This window comes from Nitrososphaera sp., from assembly GCA_039938515.1.
Lineage (GTDB): Archaea > Thermoproteota > Nitrososphaeria > Nitrososphaerales > Nitrososphaeraceae > Nitrososphaera.
Genome location: JBDUUL010000010.1, coordinates 114,204 through 137,237, shown reverse-complemented (window position 1 = coordinate 137,237; position 23,034 = coordinate 114,204). Strand labels below are relative to the sequence as shown.

Genomic DNA, 23,034 nt, shown 5'->3' with positions numbered 1-23,034 from the left:
TGGATCATTATAACGTAACTTGAAACAACAACATTTTAATTGATAGCAAGGGGTGGTTTAGCCAATTTGCAAGTTTCGGAGGCAATGTCGCGAAATGTTGTTTCGCTGTCCGAGGACGACACCGTTGCAAGAGCATTCAATCTAATGAACGACAAGTCGATAAACCAGATTCCTGTCTTAGACGCAAAGAGCGAATATGTCGGCATGATATTTGCCAAGAGCCTTCTTTCATCGTCTGCGCAGCCTTCGTCAAAACTCAAGGGTTACGTGACAAACACGGCGACGCTGAGCCCAGGCGAGGACGTGGAAAAGGCTGCCCAGATGATCATAAGCTCCGGCAACAGGGCGCTTCCGGTGGTTGAGAACCGCAAGCTGGTCGGCATCGTCAGCGAAACGGACCTCACGCTGACTTCGGATTTTGGCCACGCAACGGTTGACCAGATAATGTCGGGGGCCATTGTAATAGACGAAAAGACCACGCTTTCAGACGCGGTTTCCAAGCTGAGGAGGTACAACATTTCCCGGCTTCCTGTGATAAATTCAAAAGGTATACTGGTAGGAACCGTCGGCATCTTGGATATCGGTGCCATCATGATGACAACTCCCCGCGAGCGCACCAGCAAATCCGCGGCAATCTCCGGTGGAACCGCGTCGATTAGCAGTGTCAAGGCAAGGGACATCATGAGAAGAGCCGCGTCAGCCGAACGCGGAACCCAGCTGAACAGCCTGGTGGAGCACTTTAGGAAAAACGAGGAGGTCATAATAGTCGGCGAAGGCGGCAGACCTATGGGCATCGTGACTCCCAAGGATGCTCTGGAATACGTGCTTCCGAAAAAAGGCGGGCCGACGATACACATAGCGCACCTTCCAGACGAGGCCGACCGCGCCGAGATTAACGACCAGATGACCAAGTTTATCAAAAAGATTCAGGGCAGGCTTGGAGACATAACCTCGGTCATTGTTTATGCCGACAAGCACAAGACGCGGAAGTACTCTCTTCGCACCCGCGTAATCACATCGCGCGGTGTCATTGATGCAAAGGCCGTCGGCTATGATCCCATAAGCGCCTCAAAGGAGCTAGTGACGAGGCTCGACCGTCGCATCAAACAGCAGCACGGTCAGAAGGTTGACGATAGAAAGCACCGCGAGACCGCGCGTCGGGCTGTGGGAAGTCCAGGCGAGGCGTCTCAGGACGTAGCGGCCGGCTCTGAGGAAGAATAGATGGCGCGGATGAGGAGATTCGAACTCCTGATCGCCCGAAGGCGAATCGGCTTACCGGCCGGCTTGACTCAAGGCCGACGCATTATTGTGTTCAGAGGCTGAACGCCAGAGAAGACCACTCTGCCACATCCGCCCAGTTGATGCTCTCGGCAACCTACTTTTATACGTTATAGCGTTTCCGGCTCAGGCTTTATCTGCAGAATTCCCTGCCAGCAGGCAGCGCGCAGAACATAATCGAGAGCCGGCAACCGATTTTTATATCTGAAAAACCAAAGATTGTTGTTGCAACAGGACAGGCAGCAACTAAAATCTATATCGGTGCTCATCTCGCTTGAAACCGTACAGAGCAGCCTGTTAGATATCGGCTTTGCCCTGCAGGATTCAGCGACCGTGGTCGCCGACGGCAAGTTCTGGAAGAAACTCCTGTACACCAAGGGAGAGGAGTCGATTTCCGTTTCCGAGGAGCTTGGCGAAAGCTATCCCAGGGACCCCGTGATTACAATCTGCGGCTCAAAGGATACCATAACCCACGTTGTTTCGGATCTGGGCGGCTAGCGCGAACCGAGAGGCGTGAATCGAATGCCGCTTTACGAGTGCAACGAGCACCAGTTCGTGGAAAACGTGCGCAGGCTGTTAGAGTCCGGCGAGAGATTCATCGTAAACCGGCGGGTGAGCGCTCATGATGACGCCAGGTACGGCCCTGCCACTCTGCCTGACGATGAGTTCCTCCGTTTCGAGTCGCTCTGCCAGAGAAAGGCTGCCAAATCGACCGTGTATGCCCGCGTACCGTTCCTCGACCTGTACCATGGAGGAAGGCTTTACGACGCGGGCGAAAACCTGCATTCGTCCGGGGGTCTCTTGTTCCCGAGGATGTCAATTCCATACTACAGGGTGGAGTATTCGATGAATATCTGGGGCGGAACATACCTCCATACCTTCGACGCGCTGTTCGATCCCGAGATAAAAATAGAAAAGAGATCCACAAGCCGGCTTGGCCGGGGCGCACTTGTGCACGTTCTCCAGTACGGCCCGCCGAATGAGAGAATGCTCACCCTTAACCTTCCAAAACAGGTAATCGTGCTTGACGTCAAGCAGATGGTCCGTGTTGTTGACAATACGTCGATCTTTTGACCGGCAAAAATTACGGTCTTGACCGTGCCAGCCAGCGCACGAAAGGCTCAAGCGGGCTGCCTGAACTGACGGCAGACCGGTCCCGGACATTATATCCCAAGAGCACCATTCTCCGGTCGAGACTCTGCCTTCCTGCGCCTGCAAGGCCGCCGGACTTTATTGGTCCAAAGAGTTCAAAGAAAAACTCCTGCTTGTGGTAAGAAACGTGCTGTGCAAAGCAGTCTGCAAGTATTGCCGGATCTCCTGAAACGCGCCTGTCCACTTCGGAAAAGTCGCCCGCGTTATCCACGACAATCTGGAGGGATCTCTTTGTGTAGTTTTGTCGTGTAAATCCTGAATCAAGTTTGCCTGGTCTGGACCTGTATAGGCGTATGTCGGTGGCAATACGCTCCACGGCTGTCCGAGCTAGGCTGGACGCCTGCTCCACTTCCGACTCGGCCACTCCATGATCCTTTCCAAACAGGTAAAAGCACCCGACAAGTTCGTCGGCCTGGATAAATGGAAAGTCGCGTTTTGCGGCCATGAATTCCATTATTCTCTGCTGTATATCAGCGGGTGAAAAAACACCCATGTAGGAATCCGAAACGACCGGCATTGCTGCAGTGCGGTTGAGCGCTATGGGTATTTATATGAAGTCGGGAAAATATCCAAAAAGGTAAGGCGGACGCCTAGTGGGCGTGTGGCGGTGCCTGGCTGCTCTTTGAGAGCGATTCGTTAAACGTGCCAGAAGCTTTTTCGTGGAACTCTAGGTTTGACTGGTCGACCTTAATCGCCTGAGGTGGGCATACCGATACACAGGCCATGCACCAGATGCAATCGTGCTCCCTTATGGGGTCAGCCTTGTCAGTGTAGTCAGCCCTCTCTTCCTTGACATTCTTGCCTGTACCCTCCCAAGTCTGGTTAGTGGCATCTGCCGCAGGAACGTCATGCTCGGTTCTAAACCACTGGAATACTTGAACCGGGCATGCTTCAATGCAAGCTCCGTCTGCAACGCAGGAATCCCAGTCGACGGCTACCATTGTACCGCTCACACCGAGCGGGACCTGTTTTTCGCCCCTGTGCTCGTAAGCAGATTTTACCTCTTCATTTGAAAACGCTTCGCCGTCAGATCGGCCTGGACCCCATCTATAGTGAAAGTGTTCGCCGTCTGCAAGGGCTATCTTGCCGATTACTTTATGATTCCTTGGGAAGTCTGGATCGATTGGCATTTTACTCCGAGGGTATGAGAAATCTCAATATTATATAAACTCTTTTTTCAGTCGCATCCGCTGGCGGAAGCGGCCTGCAAGTCTTGAAGCGCTCTCTGTCTATGAGTTGGAAAAACTGCTGCCTGGGTGCGGAAAAATAAGGGCGAGTTGTGCTACCCAGGTATCAGACCGTCGTTCTTGAAAAGGTCCCTTGCTTCTTCCAGGGTGGTATCAGGAAAGGGCAGGATAACGTCAGACGCGACCAGCTCGCTTTCGCCAAGTTGTTCGCCACGGGATCGTACGATGGTTATCATTTCGTTGAGCCTCTTCTGGAACTCCTGCTGGGTTTGATGCGAATTGTCCGAGTGGTCTTCAACGTATTTTACTATCGAGTTGTCCACCCTGTTCAGTTCCGACAGGTCCGAAGCCGCAAGCCGGTACTGCCCTTCGCCCATTATGCGCACGATGGATTGAGCTCGGGCGATGCTCGGTTTACTTAGGGCGCGGGACTTTGTCGGTGTTTTCTTGCGGGCTGCCGTTTTCTTGCGCGACCGCGAGGCCGAGCGAGATTTTGCTGGCGTTGACTTTTTGCGGGCTTTGGCTTTTGAAGCCGAACTGGTCTTTTTCTTGCCTGCTGTTTTCTTTACCAATATGATTATTGCACCTGCGCTTCCTGCTCCGTCTGGGCGGAAGTATCAGTCGAACTGTCGCTAGCGTCGCTATTTTTCTTTTTGCCCTTCTTGGCCTGTTCAGCTTTTATCTTTGCCAGCTCTTCGTCGACCGAACTCTGAACTGACACCTTTTCAAGCTCTCGTTCTATCTCGTCCTTGTTTGAAGTATAATCTGTAAGGACTCCAGAATCAATCATATCGTCAAGTGCCTGAGACCTTGCCTTCATTTTCTCCGTCTTATCCTCGGCTCGGTTCATTGCCATCCCGACATCGTTCATCTGCTCGGATATGCCGGTAACGCTTTCCTTTATCTTGACCGAGGCTTCTGCGGCAGAGTACTGAGCCTTTATGACCTCTTTTTTCGTCCTAAATTCCTCGACTTTGAGGGCGGTCTGCTTCTCGGAGTTTTCCAGCTTTTGCTGCTCTGCCTGCATGTCAGTTATTTGCTTGTCCAGGCTCTGCATTTGGACCAGATTTGCATTCTTTCTTTCAAGCGCAAGCCTTGCCAGGTCCTCGCGGTTTGCATCCACCGCCCGCCTTGCCTGCTCGTCAAGGGTCCGGATATTATCAACAAGCTTGAGTTTCTGCATCTCGAGCCTCTTTTTTGCAGTGACAACCTCGGCAATGCTTCTTCGCAACTTGTTGAGCATTTCAAGCTGCTGAGTGTATGAATAGTCAAGCGCCTCGCGCGGATCTTCGTATTTATCAAGCAGGGCATTTACCTTTTGCTTTATGACAGAAGAGATTCTGTTTCCAAGGCCCAATCTTTTGATTCCCGGACTAGACTTAACTTAATCACTATATAAATAAATCAGACCAGCCTGATTCACGTGATTTTTTCAAAAAGAACGTCAAGGTTATGCTCGTGAAGTTTTGCCCGGGAGAGCTTCATGGCGGCAGTAGCCACCGGAAGCGGGACGATATTTACGATTTTTCCGGTTGCAGTCTTGACTGAGATGGTGAGGCGGTCGCCAAAGCGCTCAATGTCAAAATCGTCCTTTTCGCTGAACGGAACTTGTACGCTCATGTGAAGGGAAGAACCCTCGGTGGCAAACGTGTAGGGCTTGCCCCGGAAAAAGATCTGGTCGGGCGCGTCGTTTCCAAAGACTACCTCAGCATGCTTCACTAACATTTCGACGCCACGGAGTTCAGTGCCGTAAAGCTGGGCTTCTCTTATCGGAAGCGGGTAAAAGTTTGCCTTGGCCTCGTCCACCTTGCCTCTCTGAAAAGTGGCCCACTTTTCGTAATATTCGTCCGTGGATTCTGCCATGACCTTGTTGATGATTGCCATGTCCACGTTTATCCCGTAAAGGCTGGCGGACATCAGGGCCCTCTTGGCGTTCTCTATGCTAAACGTATCAGGATTTGTCACCAACCTGACGCTGGTAACGTCGTTGTCCCTGATTATGTCCGAAAGGAGGTCAAGCCTGTCGAGAAGTTCCATTTCGCTCTGGATGACGCTTTTTGACGGGGCTGGGATTTTGGAAACTGGCTGGAATACCTTTGCAAAGCCGGAGAAAAGGCCGGCAAGTCCGGTAAGCTTGCGGCCGATGCTACCGACGAGCTTTGGGAAATAGAGATAGCGTAGCGCCTCGCCAGAAGCCGGCATGTCGAGCACTATGGTGTCAAAAGACTTGTCTCTGTTAACCTCCTCGATTTTCAAAAGCGAGAACAGCTGCGTCATGCCGGGGAGCATGGCTATTTCATAAGCAAGCGTCTCGTCGATTCCCTTTGCAGAAAAGATGGCCGCCATGTAGGACAGGATGGTGTTGTACTGGCGGCTCATTTCCGAGACTGGGTCTATCTGAAGCGCAGTGAGGTTCGGGGCGACCTGCCTCGGCTCATTTGCGATTTCAGTCATCATGAACGCGTCACTGAGAGTATGAGCAGGATCCGCAGACATTACCATTGTATTGCGGCCTTTGCTGGCAATACGCAGGGCCGTCGCGCATGACGTTACAGTTTTGCCGGTGCCTCCCTTGCCAGTGTAGATAATGAGCCTCAACAGGGAAAAATCGACGCGCTGTCAATAAAAGAGTTTAGTCCTCCACCCGCACCGCCGCAACAGATTGATACATTACTGTTGGATGTGTGATTCGCAATCAAGGTTGGTTTTTCGGCAAAATGAAAAGCGCGGCAGCTGCGGCTCATGCGGCAGAACTGTCGCTCGCAGGCGTCCTTCCCCGCGGCGCAATTACCGCCTTGGCCATGTCGATAGACTTGAAGACAAGTAGGCGGAATGTGGAGTCGAGCGCGAACAAGATCCCAAAGTACACGGCCGAGCCCAGGGCAAGATATGCGGTAAGTTTGAGAACTAGGTCAATCGTTGACGAGTGCCTGATATTGGTCGCGCCCGTCGCTACAAGTGCCGCCACCATCACCGCAGAGGCGCCGCCGTAGATTGCGATGTTCTTCCAGGGGATGCTAAACGTTGTTTTTGAGCGCTTCATCATCCTCCACTTGATTATCAACCCGGGAGAGGAGATGCAGATTACGATTGCAGACCAGGCAACCGCCATGGTAACCGGAGAGGCGTGAAGTGAGTTCAGCCAGTATGTCACGACCGCAAGAGCGGCAAGGGAGATTATACTTCCAAAGAGCGTAATGCTGGGTACGGTGATAAGACGGCTCTTAGAGTAATCTCGAAATGATGACTTTTGAGAAACGTCGACCTTCTCATGCCCCATTAAAACTGCCTCGAAAATCTGGTGTGCAGAGCCAATCGCTGTGATTGGAATACCAATCCACAGGACCATGTATGCGCTGCCGTAGCTTGGGCCAAGAATAGAGAGCAAGGGTATCGAAAGCACGAAAATGCCTGCAGACATTGGAATGGTAAACATCATTGTCAGGGTCATCACGTACCGGGAAACCTCCGTCGCCGCGCCTCCGATTAGCTTTGGATATAGCGCAACTGCAAAGGCGCTAGCGTGTGAGACCATCGCCGCGATTACATTTGCCGCCCGATAGTTTGCAAGCACAAGCGTCGAAGCGGTGATTGCGGTGACAAGCAGGCTGTCCACCGTTCCTATGTAGCCGGCAAAGGTTGCAAATGCCGGCAGCCATGACATCTTGAGCCACCGGCTTACCGCCTCGCGGCTAAACGAGCGCTTGTACAAGTACCTCGGCTGCATTGCCAGGAGCACTATACACTGGGCGACAAGGGCCAGGAGTACAGCAGTGATTGCGACGTTCAGGTTGATTCCGAATACAAAAAACGAGAGAGCAGCTACCGCAACCTTGACAGACTCAAAGACCATGAACGCGACTCCGACAGACTGGGGCCTTGCAGCCTGGGAGACTGTCTGAAGGGTGATTGACAGGTACGAGAGCGGGACCTGCGCCATGGCTACGACAAAGAACAGGAACTGGCCGCCGACCCTTGGTGCCGAGAAAGTCGAGATAAGGATGTACATCGCAAGGCCCCCGGATGCTATTATGAGCGAAAACAGGAGTGCAGTTGTTGCCTCCCTCTGGCCCCGGGCAATATCGCGCAGGATCCAATAGTCAACAACGACGTTGGGCAGGACTGCATACGACACTATGGAAAGAATCAGCTGCCAGAGACCAAAATCATACTGGGTCAGGTTACGGGTGACAAGCGTGATAAAGATAAGCCCGGTAAACAGACTGAGGATCCGTGAGCCAAATGAGATAAAGCCCGAGTAGCCGATCCTGATGTTCTTGCTCATGGATCTACATCATACCAGGGGCCCGAGTAGGAAAAACTGCAAAAGGCGACAATACACTGGAAACGGTACTGACAATTTTTTTATGCCTTCGAGTTGATTCTTCTATCAGAGACAGCTGTTACTTTTGTCACAGGCCATGCAGCCGTTAATACGAATCACCCTGATTTGTACGATAGATGCTGCTTGGAGGTTGCCTGGACCTAGGAATATCCAAGCCTGAGTCCTACCGCGAGACTGCAGAAATGCTCTCCGGGTGCGGGATGGATTTTGTGGTAATGATGGAAGACAGGCAGCCTGACTTTTTTCTAAGTTATGACGGCTATAGGAGTGACGCCTATGTCCGGCTGAACAGGCACGGCCCCCATGACTCGTCAAGCTACCACCCCACGCAGTCAGATCTGCGGCGGTTTGTCCGGCTGCTAAACGACTCAGGCATAGAGGTCATGTACGGATTCTGGGTTCACGAAAACAGGTGGGTGGCCACGAGGCATCCCGAGCTACTATTAACAGACACGGGGGGGCACAAGTGGCACAGCTCAAATTTTTCTTATGACTTCAACCCGCTTCTGGAGTTCGGGCAGGACGACGAGTACTATGGTGTAAAGAGGGGGGATCCGTTCGACCACTATGTATGCAGGCAGTACAGGCGGTTGTCAGACGACTTTGGTTTCACCGGCCTGTTCGTCGGCGATGGCGGGATGGGCTTTAGGGTATTTGCAAATGAGACAGCCGGCGTCAATACCTTCGACTATTCCTCAGCCTCAATTTCCAAGTTCATAGGATCAAGGTTCTGCCAGACTGGAACGCACCGCAAGGGCGACGTCTGCCTGCTGGAAGAAGGACGGCGTGAACCGATGACTGACTGGACAGAGTCATTAGGTCAAAAGCTTGCTATGGAAATTGCAAATTCCCACATAGACGAGTTCGCTGAATGGAACTGCTCTGAGTGGGCAAGATTTTACCGAACCCTGTCCGTCGAAGTGCGACGAGAAGAGAGCAAGGGCCGCCTTGGCGCGTACACCTGCATGAACTACGGCCCCGCGATGGCCAGGCTGCACGGCGTCGACTATAAGGCAATAGCAGCGGCCGGACTTGATTACCTGGTGTTTCAGTCTTACAGCTATGCATGGGGAAAGCATTTCGGCCTGGCTGGCAAGGATACCAGAACGAATCTGGAGCAGCTGAGACTGCTAAGAGCCGATCTTGATGGTGAGACGAGAGCGAGTGCGACAAGCCTGTTAGTTACCGCCGAAACCGGCGACTCGGTCGAAAACTGGAGCTGCCCTGCAGAGCACACCCTCAGCGAGCTGAGGACGTATGTGGGCTCAGGACACGGCCACCGGCGAAGAGCCGACGGCGCATTCATCGTCTGGCTAAACGAGACGCCGGCAGGCTTAATCCGCGACATCGGAAATACAATGAAGTCTGGCTGAGTGCGCCGGAATGTTGCACAACCACCCTTCACTATGATTCTAAGGTGAAAAACAAACCGAACAAGATTAGATATTGTATTTAGCCTCTTAGGATCATTTTCGAGTGCGCGAGGCAATGGCAACGACTACAATACCGCCCGACTCTTCTGGCAGGGTTCCAGATTCAGATTCAACGGGCGCTGGCGGCGGGCTGGTGAAAAAGGGCGAAAGCACCTTACCGCATAGACCTGACGCAAAAGGACAGCAACACGAGCTTATAGACGTGGTCATGAGGACGCTAAATTCCGAGGAGTTTCTAAAGGAATGCATTGAATCGATTCTCCGGGAAATACCTGTGCGCCGGATAATTGTAGTGGATTCCGGATCCAAGGACAGAACGCTAGAGATCGCGTCCTCTTTTGACAAGGTAGAGACTTACGTCAAGCCGGAACTAAACCTCGGGCAGGCCACAAAATTTGGCTTTGAAAAGGCGATGACCAGATGGGTCGCCGTGATTGATTCAGACGTCATACTGCGCAGGGGATGGTTTGAGGAGATAAAGTCAAACATGCAGGATTCAGACGCGGTCGAAGGCTGCAGGATAGACCATTACCGGATCGATGTGCCGGTCGAGTGCGGCAGGCTGCGATACGGTGTTTTTGGCCAGACGCTTGTTAAGAGGGAGCCGGTCCTGGGCATCGACCTGAATCTGCCGCACGGAGAGGACGCGGCTATCAAGTACACATTTGAAAAGAACGGGCTGGTGTGGAAAAAGGTGGCAAACTATTCGGCCGACCACTACCCCAAGATCCAGAGCACGACGTACCGAAGAACCGGCGCGGTGTTCAGACCATACGCGATATACGTTCCAAAAAAGCAGCAGATCGAGGAAGGCCACATCTACAGGCAGTATAACATGATAACCAAGAAGCAGGCTATTGCAAGGCTCGTCATTCCGCCGTTTCGGGATGGAATCAGGGCGTTTCGTGCCAGGTTCTGGTTCTGCATGGCATATTTTCGACTCGTGTAAGAATGGCGGCAAACGGGATATTTGATAAGCCTAATGCTAGATTTTGCGGAACCCGTTATAAGGATTGTTTGAGGAAGCAGTGATCGGAATGAAAATCCTTGTGACTGGCGGCGCCGGCTTTATCGGCTCAAATATTGCTAATACTCTGAGAAGGGAGGGCAACGAGATAGTCGTGCTTGACGACCTGTCGCTCGGCACGACCTCAAACCTCGAAAAAGGGATAGAGTTTGTGCGCGGGAGCGTGATGGACTATGAAGCGGTAAAGAAGGCATCGTCTGGCTGCGACTATATCTTTCACGACGCGGCAAAGAGCTCCTCGCCAATGTTTGCAGAAGACCCCAGGGAAGGGATCGACGTGAACATCATGGGATTTATGAACGTCATGGAAGCAGCGCGGAGGTCGGGCAAGGTACGCAAGGTCATTTACGCTTCTTCGAGCTCCATCTACAATGGACTCCCGATGCCTTTTAACGAGGGACAGGTAATCTCGCCCAAGACCTTTTACGAGACTTCTTTTTACTGCAGGGAGATAGCCGCGCGGTCGTACTATCTGGAGTATGGGGTGCCATGCATCGGCCTGCGGTACTTTAGCGTTTACGGCCCAAACGAGCGGCACAAGGGCAAGTTTGCCAACAACATCTCCCAGTTTCTATGGGACATGGCGGAGGGCATCTCGCCGGTGATTTACGGCGACGGGAGCCAGTCGCGGGACTTTACATACGTGCAGGACGTGGTCAGCGCAAACCTGCTTGCAATGCGCTCGGGTAAAGAATTCGGGATATACAACGTCGGAACAGGAGTCGAGACGACCTTCAACCAGGTAATTGAGCTAATCAACGATAACCTCGGCACCGACATCACGCCAAAGTATGTCAACAACCCCATAAAGAACTACGTCCAGGACACCCTGGCAGACATTGCCCTGATAAAATCGGAGCTTGGGTATTCTCCCGCGCGCAGCGTGCGAGAGGGAGTAAAATCGCTTGTAGCAGTGCTTGATAAGGTATCTAAAACAAAGCTTTCTCAGGCGACTACGAGCGCCTGAGCTATTTCTCAGCCGATTTCAGAATTCGGCCTTTTTCATTTTCGAGCCGCAGCGAGGACATGATCCGCCGTTGTATTTCTGGCCACAGGCGAGGCAATAGTAGCTGACGCCCCTTGACTGGCCGCCGATGCCACCGCCAAGGAACGAGCCTCCCAGTCCGCCTCCCCCCATCCTCTGGAACATGCGCCTTCTGATATAGTAGTTGATTCCCAGAAATACCCCGATTATCACCACGATCGAAACCGGAAACGGCAGGAGGATTGAAATCGCAAAGCTGATGCCAAGCGATATGCCTATCCACATCAATTGGTTCGAAAGGAATGCTTTCGTGCTAGGGTTCAAGGCTGGTAGTCTATTGACATTCTAGGCGTAAAAACATTGTGTATGTTTTTAGACTGTCAACAATTACAGTTGAGACGCGGCGGCCCCCAAACCCGCCGCTCATGACAGACGACTCGAGAATTGAGAGCGTGAATTATCACATAACATAGCTCCTGGGTCTCTCAATGCCAGACCAATCCGAGAATGCTTCAGGCCGTCTCAACAGAGTATGCAAGACTGGCTTGAATTGCTTAACATAATGCTCTAGCAGCCGGGCAACGCTTCAAGGGAAGTTTGCAGGTGATGCAGGCCCAGCTCAATCATCCATCCTTACCCTGAAAACGATTGTGTTGTCCAGTATCTCAAACTCTGTCCCGCCGCGGCCGAGTTCTTCAAACTCCATCTTGAATAGCGCCGCCAGATACATTGACCATTTGCGACCAAGGTCATGCTGTATGACATAAGACTGAGTATTGCCCTTGAGTTCGCGCCTGTACTTGTAGCCGGAAATTTTGATCTTGTGCTCGATGACTTTGAGCGCAGAGGCGAGTGTGTATTCGTTTGTCAGAATCAGGTTTATGTCCCTTGATTCTTTGGCGGTAATTCTTGCGTACTCGAGAATCTGCTGCTCGGTAGAATTTTTCAGAATCTCTTCCAAAAGCGATCGCCTTACAGTCACGTAGCCGGCCTTGGGAGCGTTTGCATACCACTCAATGTACTCTCGAAAAATCTGGTTTGCAAGAGTGTTCAGGCTAATCTCTTTCTGCGCGGCCTCCTGCTGAAGTTCTTCAAGCAAGGTGTTGTCTATTCGAAAACTAGCCGTTTTCGATCCTGATTTGCCATCGTGAGAAGCAGGCATCGCTGTGCTGCCCTTTGGGAATTGACCACCTTTTAGCCTTTTTGCTTTGTACGAATTTTCGTACAGTGCACATAACCTGCCATGAACAGGGGATTTTCGGGCATATGCTTACTGCGTAAACCGGACTCCTTTATACTGCGCTCGAGCCTCAAGTATTGTGAATGTAGGAACCGCAAAGCAGGTGACTCGCGTTGAAAATCACCACGGGTTTTCAGTCCTTGTTATTGACGATGAGCGAGACACCGCAGCGACCCTGAAAAGGGGTCTCGAAAGCAAAGGCCCTTTCACTGTTAGCGCCTTTACCGAACCGCTCGACGCCCTGAAGAGCATTGAGCATGACAGCTATCATATACTGCTAATTGACGTCCTCATGCCCAAAATGAACGGCTTAGAGTTTTGCCAGAAGGCACTCGAGTCAGCGCAGGATGCCCTAGTCGTCTTCATTACCGCATCCGAGAACTATATTGACGAATACAGAAGAAGTTATCCGAAACTAAATGGACATACTTTTATCATCAAGCCCGTCTCCATTGCAAGACTGTCAAAATTTCTCTTGTCCGAGCTCGGGGTATTGCTCGAGAAAAATTCCGACTGATCGCTTTATCGGCCGGGCTTTCGCTCTGCCTTCAGAAATGCAAAAAGCTCGCGGTTTAGCTGATCAGCATGAGTCCAGTTCAGGCCGTGTGGGCCGCCCTCGATAACTGCTAGCCGGCTGCCCGTGACGAGCTCATGCGTCCTTTTGCCTGTGGCGCTAATTGGCAGGATTCTGTCTGCATCGCCATGCACAACCAGTGCTGGGACATTTATCTTTGATAGATCCTTTCTGAAGTCGCTCAGCCACGCAGACACACACTCCAGGCTTCCGATGGGCGATGCGCCCGCGCCAATTATCCAGCTCTGCCGAACCACCTCTTCGCTGACCAGCTTGCCGCCAAGGACATCCGTGTTGTAAAAGTTGGCAAAAAAGGCTGTGAGAAATGCGAGCCTGTCAGCTACTATCCCCGACTTTATTCCGTCAAAAACCTTGCCATCTATGCCCTCTGGATTGTCCGGCGCCTTTAGCAAGAATGGCGGGATTGCTGCAATAAAGGCCACCTTCTCGACGCGTTCGCCATATTTTCCCATATACCGTGCGACCTCTCCGCCCCCCATTGAAAAACCAACCAGTGCTGCCTGCTTGAGATCCAGTGTCTCTATCAGTTTGTCCAGATCGTCAGCTAGCGTGTCATAGTTGTAGCCGGAGGCCGGCCTGCTAGATTGACCAAAACCCCTCCTGTCGTATGTTATAACCCTAAAGCCTGACGACAAAAGAAATGAGACCTGTTTTTCCCATGAGCGGCCGCTGAGCGGCCATCCATGGATAAGGACTACAGGCTTGCCTGTGCCGTGGTCTTCATAGTACAGATCGATTGAACCAGAGTTCTCTTTGCCAACGCTAAAGAATGGCATCTGAATCCTCCCCGGTAAGTTGCCGGCCGATAATCGTGGCTGACACGCAGTACTACCTCTTTGCTCGCACTTAAGCATGTCTTTCTTGCAAAGCCCGCTACTGCCGCGGCGCGAGCTGAAGCTGGCTCAAAATCGGCAGCAACTTGGATGCGAATTCATGCTCTGGGTTGTTCAAGACAAAAACGCTTGAGCTCAGGGATCGGAGCACGTCATTGTAAAACGGAATCGCGGCAAACGGCGCTTCCGGAAACACAGTCTGAAGGCGTTCCTGCAATTTGTCGCTGTCAATTCCCGGAGGGATCATGTTTGCAACAAGGATTTCCGGCTTGTGCAGCGTCCTTGCAATCTCGCGGATAACGCTTGTCCCGAAAAGATCCTGAGAATCAAGCCTGGTGATCAGAAGGAGCACGTCGCACACTCCGATTGAAAGCAGTGTGGATTTTTCAATTCCCGGATGCGTGTCAACAATCAGATAGTCAAGGTTGTATGACTGCATTGCCGATTCCAGCATGGCTCTAAAGGAAGCGACTTCATAGCCCTCCGCCAGCACTTGGACAATGTCCTCGGCCTTGTAGCTGGCCGGGACGAAGAGCAGCTTGCCGTTTTTTATGCCGAGCTTTTTTGTCAGGTCAATTATCGGGTCAGTCGGCTTGCATCTCTTTAACAAAACGTCGTTTAGGGTGTATCGGATGTCGCGGTCGAGTTGGTAGATAACATGGAGACCTGGGCCGGCGAGATCAAGATCTACGACTCCGACGCTCCGGCCGGAAGAAGCGAGAAGCGCTGCGATGTTTGCAGTAATCGTGCTCTTGCCTGTCCCTCCCTTGAAAGAGTGCACGGCTATCTTGAAGGTCATTTTGCCTGCCCGCCACTGCTAACAAGAGTGGCATGTTCTTCCTGCTCTATGCCCAGCTGCTTTCGAAGAGACTTGAAAAACTCTGACTCGATTATCCGCTGCGCTTCAGCAGCAACAGTGTTTGAATAGGAAGTGTTCAGGACTAGCTTGTCCAAAGCCTCGTCGCCAGCCAGATCGCCTTTGAGGTTTTCAATGACCGTCGTGAGGCCTTCAAGTCCCCTCTCCACCCTTCTGTCAATTTCCCTGCGCATGGAATTGTAATTTATCTGCTCGTTCAAAAGCTCCTGTCTCACTCTTAGCAAGCCTCTTGATGCTTCCACTTTCTTCTGATATTCTTCAATTGCTGCGTCTCTTGTCTTGACCGCCCTGTCTCGTGCATCCATTAACTTGTCCTTCATGTCAGATATTTTTTGGAGTGCTGTGGTTCGAACTTGCGTGAGCGTGCTCCTCCTTTCCTCGATTTCCCTTTGGAGCATCGACAGCCGGTCTAGGCTTTCGGGCCTTTCAAAGCGAAGTACTGAAAACGGTGAAACTGGAATTGTGAAGGAAATTGTCGCCCCCCGACCGTCAATGTTGTTCTCCGCCGTGATGGTCCCACCGTGCGCCTCGACAATTCTCTTTGAAATGTAGAGGCCAAGGCCTGTCCCGCTCTCAGACTTGCTGGCAAAACGCTCAAAGATTCTGTCCATGATTGAAGCGTCGATGCCTGTTCCTCTGTCCTTGACTGAAATTCTGACCAGATTTCTGTCAACCATGTTTGCGGCGACAAAGATCTTGCCAGAGCCATTGAAATCAGTAAACTTTAGTGCGTTTGAAAAGAGGTTATGAAGAACCTGTTTTAGCTTCTTGTGGTCGCATCTTATCCAGAGTCCGCTGTCCTTGGTGCTGCTGAGACTTTCGTATCCGTTAGCTCTGCTTGGATAGCCAGAGCGCTGCGAGAAGATAATAATTTCATCTTTTGCAGGAGGGCTCGCTGCCCCACCGGTACCGATAATATCCATTATCATGGTGTAAAGGTTGCCGTTTGGACTTGCAGTTTGCGGCTGATTTTGAGCTCCACGGCTCGTATCGGAAATGGCTGTTTTCTTTTGCTCCGATTTTAGCTGCTGTCTTCGAGACCAATACGTGAAGCTGCCTTTTGCTTCTTGGATTGACTCTTCAATAATCGAGTAAATATCACATTCTGCAATTTCGAGTCTAAAGTTCCCGCTTTCTATCCTGCTTACGTTGAGTATATCCTCGGCCAGACCCTTCAACCTGTCGGCGTTTCTATAAATCACTTCGATGTCGTTGCGCAGGTCCTGCTGCGATGGATCGTTGAACCTGTCCATAAGAACTTCGACAATTCCGACGATCGGCATGATCGGAGTGCGGAGCTCATGTGCCGCGATATTGATGAATTCGTCTTTCAGCCTATCGGCTTGCTGCAACTTTTCGAAGGTGCCTGCATGAATCCAGTAGCTGTCAAAGAGCGAGGTATAAGATAAAACAGTAGACTTGACGGAAGAGAGGGTCGCATGACCGACGGCTTTGATAAAATCCTCCTCAAAGTCATCACGAATTTCAATTACCAGGGATAGTTTTCTGTCTACGACCAGAATTGTTGACCGCGTGTTAAGGTCGGTTTCGATAAAGTGAACCTTTACATTTTTCGAACCAGAAAATTGTTGCAACTGCTTGCGTACCCCGTCCCCGGAAGGAAGGAGTATCTTGACTTGGACGCCTTTAGAGCTCAGCCGCTTTAGCTGATCCAGCAAACCTATCGCGTGCTGTCGTTGGAACGCGCGTATCGATGGAAGCATCAACAGCACCTGAGAGTTTGCAGATTCGAGGCTCTTGGTGTAGGCGTCTTGAACCGAAACCGGATTTTGGATGAGCTCGTGCCTCCCTTTTGTTGTCCCGCTTTCTACCTCCTTCACGCGGACTGGAGCAGGAATTGCAATGTTCCACAGCTCGTTGAAAACTTTGTGCTGATGTGAGAGCACTTTTTCTGACTTGCTGACAATTAGCTGCCTGGCAGTGGTCAGGTCCTCAAACGCGACCGTTCCTACAAAGGTTTGAGCTCCTGCAATCATCAATCCTGCGACATCGCTTAGGTGTCGAAGTTGAACAGTGGGAAGCAGAGTTTTGCAATATTCGATATTGTGCACGTCTATCTCCGTAATCAGCCTAATCGATTTTCCCGCGGAAGCCGCCTCGGAGGCAAGCGCCTTGAAAAGACGCAGATCGATCGAGCTGAGAGGATTCTTCATGTCTACGCAGATTTCAAGGGAAGATTCGGTATCAAAGACGGTCCTGAGGGCATGGATAATCTCCTCTTCACTGCTGATTATGGCAGCGACACGATCAGAAAGCCCTGAGGATTCTTGACCCATAACGTTACGTCTGTTCGGAATGGAACTGCTCTATATAATCATGTAAGCAATAATGTTCTAGAACACGGCTCCGTAGAGCCTTTACGGAGAAAGGTTGAGCTCTTCGGTCGAAGAGCCGTCCCCGATTTCTTGCATTATCAGTGTTTTGAGGTCTGATGCGCTTATGGGTTTTTTCGCAAAGCATCTTATGTGCAACTTTGGAAAAACCCTCCTAAACTCGTCAAAGTAAACTTCAAACGCCGTCAAAAAGCATGCCTTGACGCGCGGATCAAGCTCCCTGATTTTCCTGAATAATTCAAATCCAGTCATTTTTGGCATGCGAATGTCAAGTAGTATTAGGTCATACTGGCCGGGCCTGTAACTTTCAAGGGCGTCTAACGGATCGTTGAAGGTTGTGACCTCAAATCCATGATATTCCAACCCCCTCTTGAGAACAAGCGTGATGTCGCGCTCGTCATCGACTACCATGAGTCGAGGTTTTCTGTGAGCGGGAGAAGCACTGCTATCATTTTGAACGCTATCCATTTTATGTAAGGCAGATTGAGAGGCGCGAATTCCATCCTATAACCTTTTTCAACCTAAGATTTGCGCCATGTCAGTATCTTTGTTGCACTCCACGTAGGACTAGAATTAACAAAGGAATAGTGAAAGTAAGTTCTAGAACTATATTTCAACAGGTTTATCTAGTAGCTTTCAGTCACGAATCTATTCATGTCTCAACAACAGGTATACAGACCAGTTCTTAGCTTGTTCGACCTTCTTGATCGAGTTCTGGACAAGGGACTTGTCATAGATGCCAACATTGCCATTTCGCTCGTAGGTATCGAAATTCTGGTAATCAGGGCGAGAATCGTCGTCTCTGGTGTAGACACCTTCTTGCGCTATGCATCTGCATTGGGTCTCGCAGGCCTGCCCGCAAGTACACCCCCATCCCCCACTACCAGATAAACTTGGTAGTGGAGCGGAATTGCCCCCGGCATTCTTTTATCTCGAGAGCGGAAATTTCAAAAGGCAGGTCAATCTTGCTCAGGAAAGGCAGGTAGTTTAGAGATGGCGGTTTGTCTAGTCTGCGGCAGATTTGAGAATCTTCCGATTAACGGTGCTATGGAGAGAGGCTGGGTGTTTCTCAGGTGCCCGGAGTGCCAGCGAGGAACCCCCTTTGATATTGTCGTTATCCACCTTCTAAAGACAATCCCCGAGCACTATATGGAGGGATTTTGTCCTGAGCACTGGTTCAAGGACAGCGGCGTTTGCTCGTATTGCAAAATGAAGCGCTCGGCTCTTGGCATCGTAAACCCGGGAGAAGACCTTGCCTAGGCCCTCATACATCCCGGCGCACTCGCTCGAACCTGGTCCGGCTCCTGCTTCCAGACAGCTGACGCTCCTCGACATTTTGGACAGGATTCTCGACAAAGGAGTTGTGATTAACGGCGACATCACTCTGTCGTTTGCAAGCATTGACCTCCTCTCACTGAAGATAAACCTGGTCATAGCGTCGCTTGAAACGGCAAAGCGCTATGGCATCGAGCTCCCCTGGGAAAAGTGGGAACGCGAGAAAAAGGAGATCAGGGAGAGGTCAGAGAGAAAGGAGCTGCCGTCAGGTGACATCAATGCTAAAGATGCAAAGGGTGGCGAGGCATAGTGAGCGCCGCAGACTCAAATGTCCTGACGCTTCTTGCAGGTAGGCGCGGACAGTCAGGCTCAGACGACATTACCAAGCAGGCAGATAACCTGCAGCACGGACTGGCTTCACTCGTCCTCAACCTAGTGGAGACCATCATAGAGGTACTCGAACGGCAGGCTTTTCGAAGGTTTAGTTCCGGCACGCTTACAGAAGGTGAAATCGAGCGTCTTGGAATCGCTTTCGCCCGCATGCGGGAGCGAATGGCAGAGATGGCCGCAAAATTCGATTACCAGCCAAAGGCGCTGGAGCTTTCACTTAATACCGGACATCAGGAAATACTCGGCTCGCAGGAAACGACTGGCATGCAATCAACGGCGATTTCACTGGCGGACATTGTGGACAAGCTCATCGACAAGGAAGCAGTGCTCGCAGGAGACATCAGGCTTGCCGTTGCAGGCGTTGACCTTGTCACGCTGAATCTGGTCGCTTCGATAAGCAGCGCTTTTGGCTCGGATGCCAAGTCGGAGGACAATCAAATTGTCAGATAGTGCTGCGTCCAAATCCTCCAGCGCGAGTTTTTCTCAGGTCGCGCCTGCTTCGACGGGCGGCGGCAGGTATGTCTACTGCATCCTTGAGGGACAAACAGCAGTGCAGCTTGGCAACATAGGAATCAACAGCAGCGCCGTCCGAACCGTAAGCGATTCTGGCGTAACGGCGGTTATCAGTGAAATCCCCTACAAGCAGATGGACTCGACAATCGATCATGTGATGGCCCACCAGCGCGTGGTCGAGGAGGCAAGGAAACTTGACGCGGTGGTACTGCCTGTACGGTTCGGCGTGATAATCAACGGAGAAGCTGGAGTAAGAAAGCTCCTGCAGACATCTGCTGAAAGGTACAAGCAAAAGATGCGCCAACTATACCAGAAGGACGAATTTGGAATAAAGGTGATCCTCAACAAGGAAGACGCTGCTAAATTCCGAAGCAGCGTCGAAGTAGAGTCGCCTGCCGTTCAAAAACTAAAGGACGAGATCTCGTCATCGGCAAACAAAGGCCGTGCATATTTTCTCAGCATGAAGCTTCAGGACGCAATAAAGACGGAGACGCTCAGAAAACTCGAAGACGTGTCAAATACCATCCACAGGGAATTGGCCTCAGTAGCCGAGGAAACTGCCAAGCTCAAGTCGGACGTCAGCCAGGTAATCCTCAACGCATCGTACCTTGTAAACAGGAACGAAATCCCATCTTTTGAGCAAAAAGCAGCCGAGCTATCGCACAGGTTTGCTGGTCGCGGTCTAACAATCCACAAGAGCGGGCCTTGGGCTCCCTATTCATTTTGCTAGGAAAAATCATGCCAGTTTCTTTCAAGGTGCAATGAAATGATAATAGAGTTCCTGACAATGAAAATCACCTTTGACGCCATCCTTGACCACGTGAACAGCATTGCTTATCAACAGGAACTGCAGGAGCGCGTCAGGATTCTCAAGAGCCGTCTGTTGAAATTGACCTCTGAATACAGCACGGGCGCGATTTCGAAAAAGGAGTTTGACACGCGTGAAGCAGAGATAATGAGTGAAATCAACTCCATGATGAAGCAGATTACAAGCGCGGGAGATGCGAGCAGAACCCAGACGTCGTCAGACCTTGGCGGCCTCGGTGGCCTGCTCTAACACCTCGTGACAGCCGCTTCAGCCATGTCAAACGCTTATTCAGCAAATCCAGAGTGAGTCGTTCAGGGGAAGGCAGTCTCGGCCATCACATTTTCAGTGCATCAGACTGCCCTGTTTGCCTGCTACTTTGTTCCCACCACGCAGACTGACTCGCCGTCCATGCTGACCCTTCCGTGGGAGTCAGCGTATGCGCTTGCCGCGTCCGTCACCGCATCCCAGACCTGTTTCTTTTTCTCGTCCGGGTAGCTTGCCAGCATCAGCTGTACCGGGGCGGCTATTTGCTGATGAAAGGCAGTAAAGGCAGAGGGCGATTCGAAGTTAAACGTGCAGATGACTGGATGGAGTTGTACGTCTTTGAACCCCGCATTGACAAATGACATCTTGAGCGCATCAGTATTAGCAAGCGAAAATGGACCGGGTGTCGAGGGCGGTGGACCCTTTGCACCAATCTGCTTGTTAACGGTGGAAAAGACAACGTCAAGCACTGGAACCTTGGGTGGAGCGGCCCATACTGCTGCAGCCAGCCTGCCTTGAGGAACAAGAATCTTCCTTATCCTAGCAAGAGCCGCCGGGAGGTTTGGCAGAAACATCAGTCCCCACCTTGAGAGAACTGCGTTAAAAGACGCTTCAGGAAAGTCCAGGTGTTCAGCATCGATTTCAACGAATTCTATAATGCCATCAAGCCCGACAGATTTTGCCCGGGACTTTGCAGTGGCAATCATTTGCGCCGAGAGGTCTGTGGCAACCACTTTGCCCTTCTGACCCACGCGCCTCGCAGCAGTTACGGCCGGCTCGCCTATTCCCGTAGCGACATCAAGCACCCGGTCGCCGGGCATTATGCCGGCAATTTCTACCAGTTTGTTGCTTACTACCTGTGCCCCGTGCTCGAACGTTTGCCACCATTCCTGCCAGCCCTTTGCTGCGTTGTCCCACATCTTGCGCTGCGAAATCTTGAATTGTTCCGGGTTAAACGACGGAGGACTACTCATCCTACAACCCGCTGTGCTCTGCGGATTATTGTATTTTTCCTCAGGTGATTGCCTCGAATCGACGGCGGGTTTCAATTCTCAGTATTGATTGGCGCCGGTCTGACTATAGGCCAAGTTGAACACGTTGCCAAGTTCCATTGACTTGCATCAACTAATATGTCGCACAAAACTCTGAGACTCGCTTGCAAGAATTCGTTGCGATGGCAGTCTTTGCTGTCGTTTATGCCCTCATAATTGGCCGGCGAATTTTTAGGGTTCCAATCTGGGCCGCCATGCTGATAGGTGCCGGGCTGATGATTGGGCTGCAGGTGGTCGGGGCGACTGCTGCCGTCAGGTCCATCAACCTCGACGTCATTGCGTTTCTCTTTGGCATGTTTAGCATAGTTGCTGCCATGGACAGAGCCGGCATTCTGCAGCGTGTCGCAGTAAAGATGCTCTCCGTGGCAAAAACCCCGGGCAGGCTTCTTTTTGTGTTCGTGGTCGGGATGGGGCTGCTGGCGGCATTTGCGGTAAATGATACGATAGCGCTGCTTGCGATACCGCTTGTAGTCTACATCGCCCGTCATTCAGGCATACGTCCCGCAGTCTTGTTCATCGCACTTGCCTTTGGCATCACCGTCGGGAGCACCATGACTCCCATAGGCAATCCGCAAAACCTCCTGGTTGCGGTCCAGAGTGGCATCAGGTCGCCTTTTGTCACTTTTTTGCAGTACCTTGCGATACCTACGCTCATCAACCTGCTTGTCACTTACGGCATACTGCGCCTGCTATACCGGAAGGAAATTCCGTCGAGCTTTGAGCTCAGCTCGCTGGAACTTCAGGAGAAGATGGATGCAAACTATGACCCGCGGCTTGCAAGAATTTCCGTCGGAGTGCTGATTGCAACCGTGGCAGGCTTTGTCGTATCGGAATTTTTCGAAATCCAAGGCGTCGCCTCGCTCAGCTTGAGCGCCATAGCCATGATAGGCGCTGCGGCAGTTTACGCGCTGAGCGGCAGACGGATCGAGATTATGAAGCGGGTTGACTACTCGGTGCTGATATTTTTTGCGGCAATGTTCGTGGTCACCGGCGCAATGTGGCAGTCAGGGGCGGTCTCAATTCTACTTGGATACCTGCCTCAGCCAGAACCCGGCGACCTTAGCCAGAGTGCCGCAGTTATATCGGCAGCCAGCATCGGCGTGAGCCAGATCCTGAGCAACGTGCCTTTTGTTGCGCTTTATAATCTAGTCCTGATTAACGCGGGTTTTGATGCGGGCCATGTATCCCAGTGGATGATGCTTGCCGCTGCAAGCACCATAGCCGGAAACCTCACCATACTTGGAGCGGCGAGCAACATCATTATCATCGAAGCCGCCGAATCCAGGGGCACAACCGCGTTCACCTTTGGCGAGTTTACCAAGGCGGGATGTCTCGTCACAGCTGCAAACATAGCAGTCTATTACGCATTCATTGTTTTTCGAGTTGCAGGCTAGAATAACGTAAGCGTCTTTGAAAGTTCGAGCAA

Annotated in this window: 27 protein-coding genes and 1 tRNA gene; 14 read left to right on the top strand and 14 right to left on the bottom strand. The window is 51.5% G+C overall.

The window, feature by feature from the left end:
* Positions 1–66 precede the first annotated feature (66 nt).
* Positions 67–1,221 carry a CBS domain-containing protein gene (locus tag ABI361_05825; protein ID MEO9320172.1) on the top strand — a complete coding sequence of 385 codons (1,155 nt, stop codon included), beginning with the start codon at positions 67–69 and terminating at the stop codon, positions 1,219–1,221.
* A gap of 1 nt (position 1,222) precedes the next feature.
* On the opposite strand, the gene ABI361_05820 is transcribed toward ABI361_05825, so the two are convergent.
* Positions 1,223–1,354: transfer RNA gene (locus ABI361_05820), tRNA-Ser, on the bottom strand.
* Between the two features lie 149 nt (positions 1,355–1,503).
* Here ABI361_05820 and ABI361_05815 point away from each other — a divergent pair.
* Entirely contained in the window at positions 1,504–1,776 is a 273-nt protein-coding gene (locus ABI361_05815) for a hypothetical protein (GenBank protein ID MEO9320171.1), read from the top strand.
* 24 nt (positions 1,777–1,800) lie between these two features.
* Positions 1,801–2,352 carry a hypothetical protein gene (locus ABI361_05810; protein ID MEO9320170.1) on the top strand — a complete coding sequence of 184 codons (552 nt, stop codon included), beginning with the start codon at positions 1,801–1,803 and terminating at the stop codon, positions 2,350–2,352.
* A 10-nt stretch (positions 2,353–2,362) separates the two neighbouring features.
* Here the strand turns inward: ABI361_05810 and ABI361_05805 are convergent, their stop codons facing one another.
* The 6 genes from ABI361_05805 to ABI361_05780 form a co-directional block, all read right to left on the bottom strand.
* The gene (locus ABI361_05805; protein ID MEO9320169.1) at positions 2,363–2,947 is read right to left on the bottom strand and encodes a hypothetical protein; all 585 of its coding nucleotides are present in this window, start codon (positions 2,945–2,947) and stop codon (positions 2,363–2,365) included.
* 73 nt (positions 2,948–3,020) lie between these two features.
* On the bottom strand, positions 3,021–3,560 hold the full coding sequence (locus ABI361_05800) for a ferredoxin family protein (GenBank protein ID MEO9320168.1): 540 nt from the start codon (positions 3,558–3,560) through the stop codon (positions 3,021–3,023).
* 152 nt (positions 3,561–3,712) lie between these two features.
* Positions 3,713–4,189 carry a hypothetical protein gene (locus ABI361_05795; protein ID MEO9320167.1) on the bottom strand — a complete coding sequence of 159 codons (477 nt, stop codon included), beginning with the start codon at positions 4,187–4,189 and terminating at the stop codon, positions 3,713–3,715.
* A 5-nt stretch (positions 4,190–4,194) separates the two neighbouring features.
* The gene (locus tag ABI361_05790) at positions 4,195–4,974 is read right to left on the bottom strand and encodes a PspA/IM30 family protein (GenBank protein ID MEO9320166.1); all 780 of its coding nucleotides are present in this window, start codon (positions 4,972–4,974) and stop codon (positions 4,195–4,197) included.
* A gap of 62 nt (positions 4,975–5,036) precedes the next feature.
* Positions 5,037–6,215 carry a TRC40/GET3/ArsA family transport-energizing ATPase gene (locus ABI361_05785; protein MEO9320165.1) on the bottom strand — a complete coding sequence of 393 codons (1,179 nt, stop codon included), beginning with the start codon at positions 6,213–6,215 and terminating at the stop codon, positions 5,037–5,039.
* Between the two features lie 142 nt (positions 6,216–6,357).
* A complete protein-coding gene (locus tag ABI361_05780) occupies positions 6,358–7,902 on the bottom strand; it encodes a hypothetical protein (protein ID MEO9320164.1) in 1,545 nt (514 codons plus the stop codon).
* Positions 7,903–8,078: 176 nt separating this feature from the next.
* Here ABI361_05780 and ABI361_05775 point away from each other — a divergent pair, with 176 nt between their 5' ends.
* From ABI361_05775 to ABI361_05765, 3 genes are all read left to right on the top strand, one after another.
* Positions 8,079–9,335: a hypothetical protein gene (locus ABI361_05775; protein ID MEO9320163.1), complete on the top strand. Its 1,257-nt coding sequence runs from the start codon at positions 8,079–8,081 to the stop codon at positions 9,333–9,335.
* Between the two features lie 115 nt (positions 9,336–9,450).
* Positions 9,451–10,344 (top strand): glycosyltransferase family A protein, encoded by an 894-nt coding sequence (locus ABI361_05770; GenBank protein MEO9320162.1) that lies wholly within the window; start codon positions 9,451–9,453, stop codon positions 10,342–10,344.
* A 64-nt stretch (positions 10,345–10,408) separates the two neighbouring features.
* Entirely contained in the window at positions 10,409–11,389 is a 981-nt protein-coding gene (locus ABI361_05765) for an NAD-dependent epimerase/dehydratase family protein (GenBank protein MEO9320161.1), read from the top strand.
* 18 nt (positions 11,390–11,407) lie between these two features.
* Here ABI361_05765 and ABI361_05760 read toward each other — a convergent pair whose 3' ends face one another.
* Together ABI361_05760 and ABI361_05755 are read right to left on the bottom strand one after the other, a co-directional pair.
* The gene (locus ABI361_05760; GenBank protein MEO9320160.1) at positions 11,408–11,731 is read right to left on the bottom strand and encodes a hypothetical protein; all 324 of its coding nucleotides are present in this window, start codon (positions 11,729–11,731) and stop codon (positions 11,408–11,410) included.
* A 295-nt stretch (positions 11,732–12,026) separates the two neighbouring features.
* Complete coding sequence (locus ABI361_05755) at positions 12,027–12,569, bottom strand: hypothetical protein (protein ID MEO9320159.1); 543 nt, start codon at positions 12,567–12,569, stop codon at positions 12,027–12,029.
* Between the two features lie 157 nt (positions 12,570–12,726).
* Here ABI361_05755 and ABI361_05750 point away from each other — a divergent pair, with 157 nt between their 5' ends.
* Positions 12,727–13,164 (top strand): response regulator, encoded by a 438-nt coding sequence (locus ABI361_05750; GenBank protein ID MEO9320158.1) that lies wholly within the window; start codon positions 12,727–12,729, stop codon positions 13,162–13,164.
* Between the two features lie 5 nt (positions 13,165–13,169).
* On the opposite strand, the gene ABI361_05745 is transcribed toward ABI361_05750, so the two are convergent.
* The 4 genes from ABI361_05745 to ABI361_05730 form a co-directional block, all read right to left on the bottom strand.
* A complete protein-coding gene (locus ABI361_05745) occupies positions 13,170–14,018 on the bottom strand; it encodes an alpha/beta hydrolase (GenBank protein MEO9320157.1) in 849 nt (282 codons plus the stop codon).
* A gap of 97 nt (positions 14,019–14,115) precedes the next feature.
* Positions 14,116–14,874 carry a MinD/ParA family protein gene (locus ABI361_05740; protein MEO9320156.1) on the bottom strand — a complete coding sequence of 253 codons (759 nt, stop codon included), beginning with the start codon at positions 14,872–14,874 and terminating at the stop codon, positions 14,116–14,118.
* Positions 14,871–17,249, bottom strand: coding sequence for an ATP-binding protein (locus tag ABI361_05735; GenBank protein ID MEO9320155.1), 2,379 nt, complete (start codon positions 17,247–17,249; stop codon positions 14,871–14,873). The genes ABI361_05740 and ABI361_05735 overlap by 4 nt, the downstream gene beginning before the upstream one ends.
* 81 nt (positions 17,250–17,330) lie before the next feature.
* A complete protein-coding gene (locus ABI361_05730; protein MEO9320154.1) occupies positions 17,331–17,717 on the bottom strand; it encodes a response regulator in 387 nt (128 codons plus the stop codon).
* Positions 17,718–17,960: 243 nt separating this feature from the next.
* On the opposite strand from ABI361_05730, the gene gvpJ reads away from it, so the two are divergent.
* From gvpJ to ABI361_05700, 6 genes are all read left to right on the top strand, one after another.
* Entirely contained in the window at positions 17,961–18,197 is a 237-nt protein-coding gene (gvpJ, locus tag ABI361_05725) for a gas vesicle protein GvpJ (protein ID MEO9320153.1), read from the top strand.
* 102 nt (positions 18,198–18,299) lie between these two features.
* The gene (locus ABI361_05720; GenBank protein ID MEO9320152.1) at positions 18,300–18,566 is read left to right on the top strand and encodes a hypothetical protein; all 267 of its coding nucleotides are present in this window, start codon (positions 18,300–18,302) and stop codon (positions 18,564–18,566) included.
* Complete coding sequence (locus tag ABI361_05715; GenBank protein ID MEO9320151.1) at positions 18,559–18,891, top strand: gas vesicle protein; 333 nt, start codon at positions 18,559–18,561, stop codon at positions 18,889–18,891. The genes ABI361_05720 and ABI361_05715 overlap by 8 nt, the downstream gene beginning before the upstream one ends.
* The gene (locus ABI361_05710; GenBank protein ID MEO9320150.1) at positions 18,891–19,421 is read left to right on the top strand and encodes a gas vesicle protein K; all 531 of its coding nucleotides are present in this window, start codon (positions 18,891–18,893) and stop codon (positions 19,419–19,421) included. The genes ABI361_05715 and ABI361_05710 overlap by 1 nt, the downstream gene beginning before the upstream one ends.
* Positions 19,411–20,214 carry a GvpL/GvpF family gas vesicle protein gene (locus ABI361_05705; protein MEO9320149.1) on the top strand — a complete coding sequence of 268 codons (804 nt, stop codon included), beginning with the start codon at positions 19,411–19,413 and terminating at the stop codon, positions 20,212–20,214. Before ABI361_05710 ends, ABI361_05705 begins: the two co-directional genes overlap by 11 nt.
* Before the next feature lie 36 nt (positions 20,215–20,250).
* Entirely contained in the window at positions 20,251–20,541 is a 291-nt protein-coding gene (locus ABI361_05700) for a hypothetical protein (protein ID MEO9320148.1), read from the top strand.
* 122 nt (positions 20,542–20,663) lie between these two features.
* Here ABI361_05700 and ABI361_05695 read toward each other — a convergent pair whose 3' ends face one another.
* Positions 20,664–21,530, bottom strand: coding sequence for a methyltransferase domain-containing protein (locus tag ABI361_05695; GenBank protein ID MEO9320147.1), 867 nt, complete (start codon positions 21,528–21,530; stop codon positions 20,664–20,666).
* Between the two features lie 182 nt (positions 21,531–21,712).
* Here ABI361_05695 and ABI361_05690 point away from each other — a divergent pair, with 182 nt between their 5' ends.
* The gene (locus ABI361_05690) at positions 21,713–23,002 is read left to right on the top strand and encodes an SLC13 family permease (GenBank protein MEO9320146.1); all 1,290 of its coding nucleotides are present in this window, start codon (positions 21,713–21,715) and stop codon (positions 23,000–23,002) included.
* Positions 23,003–23,034: the final 32 nt, after the last annotated feature.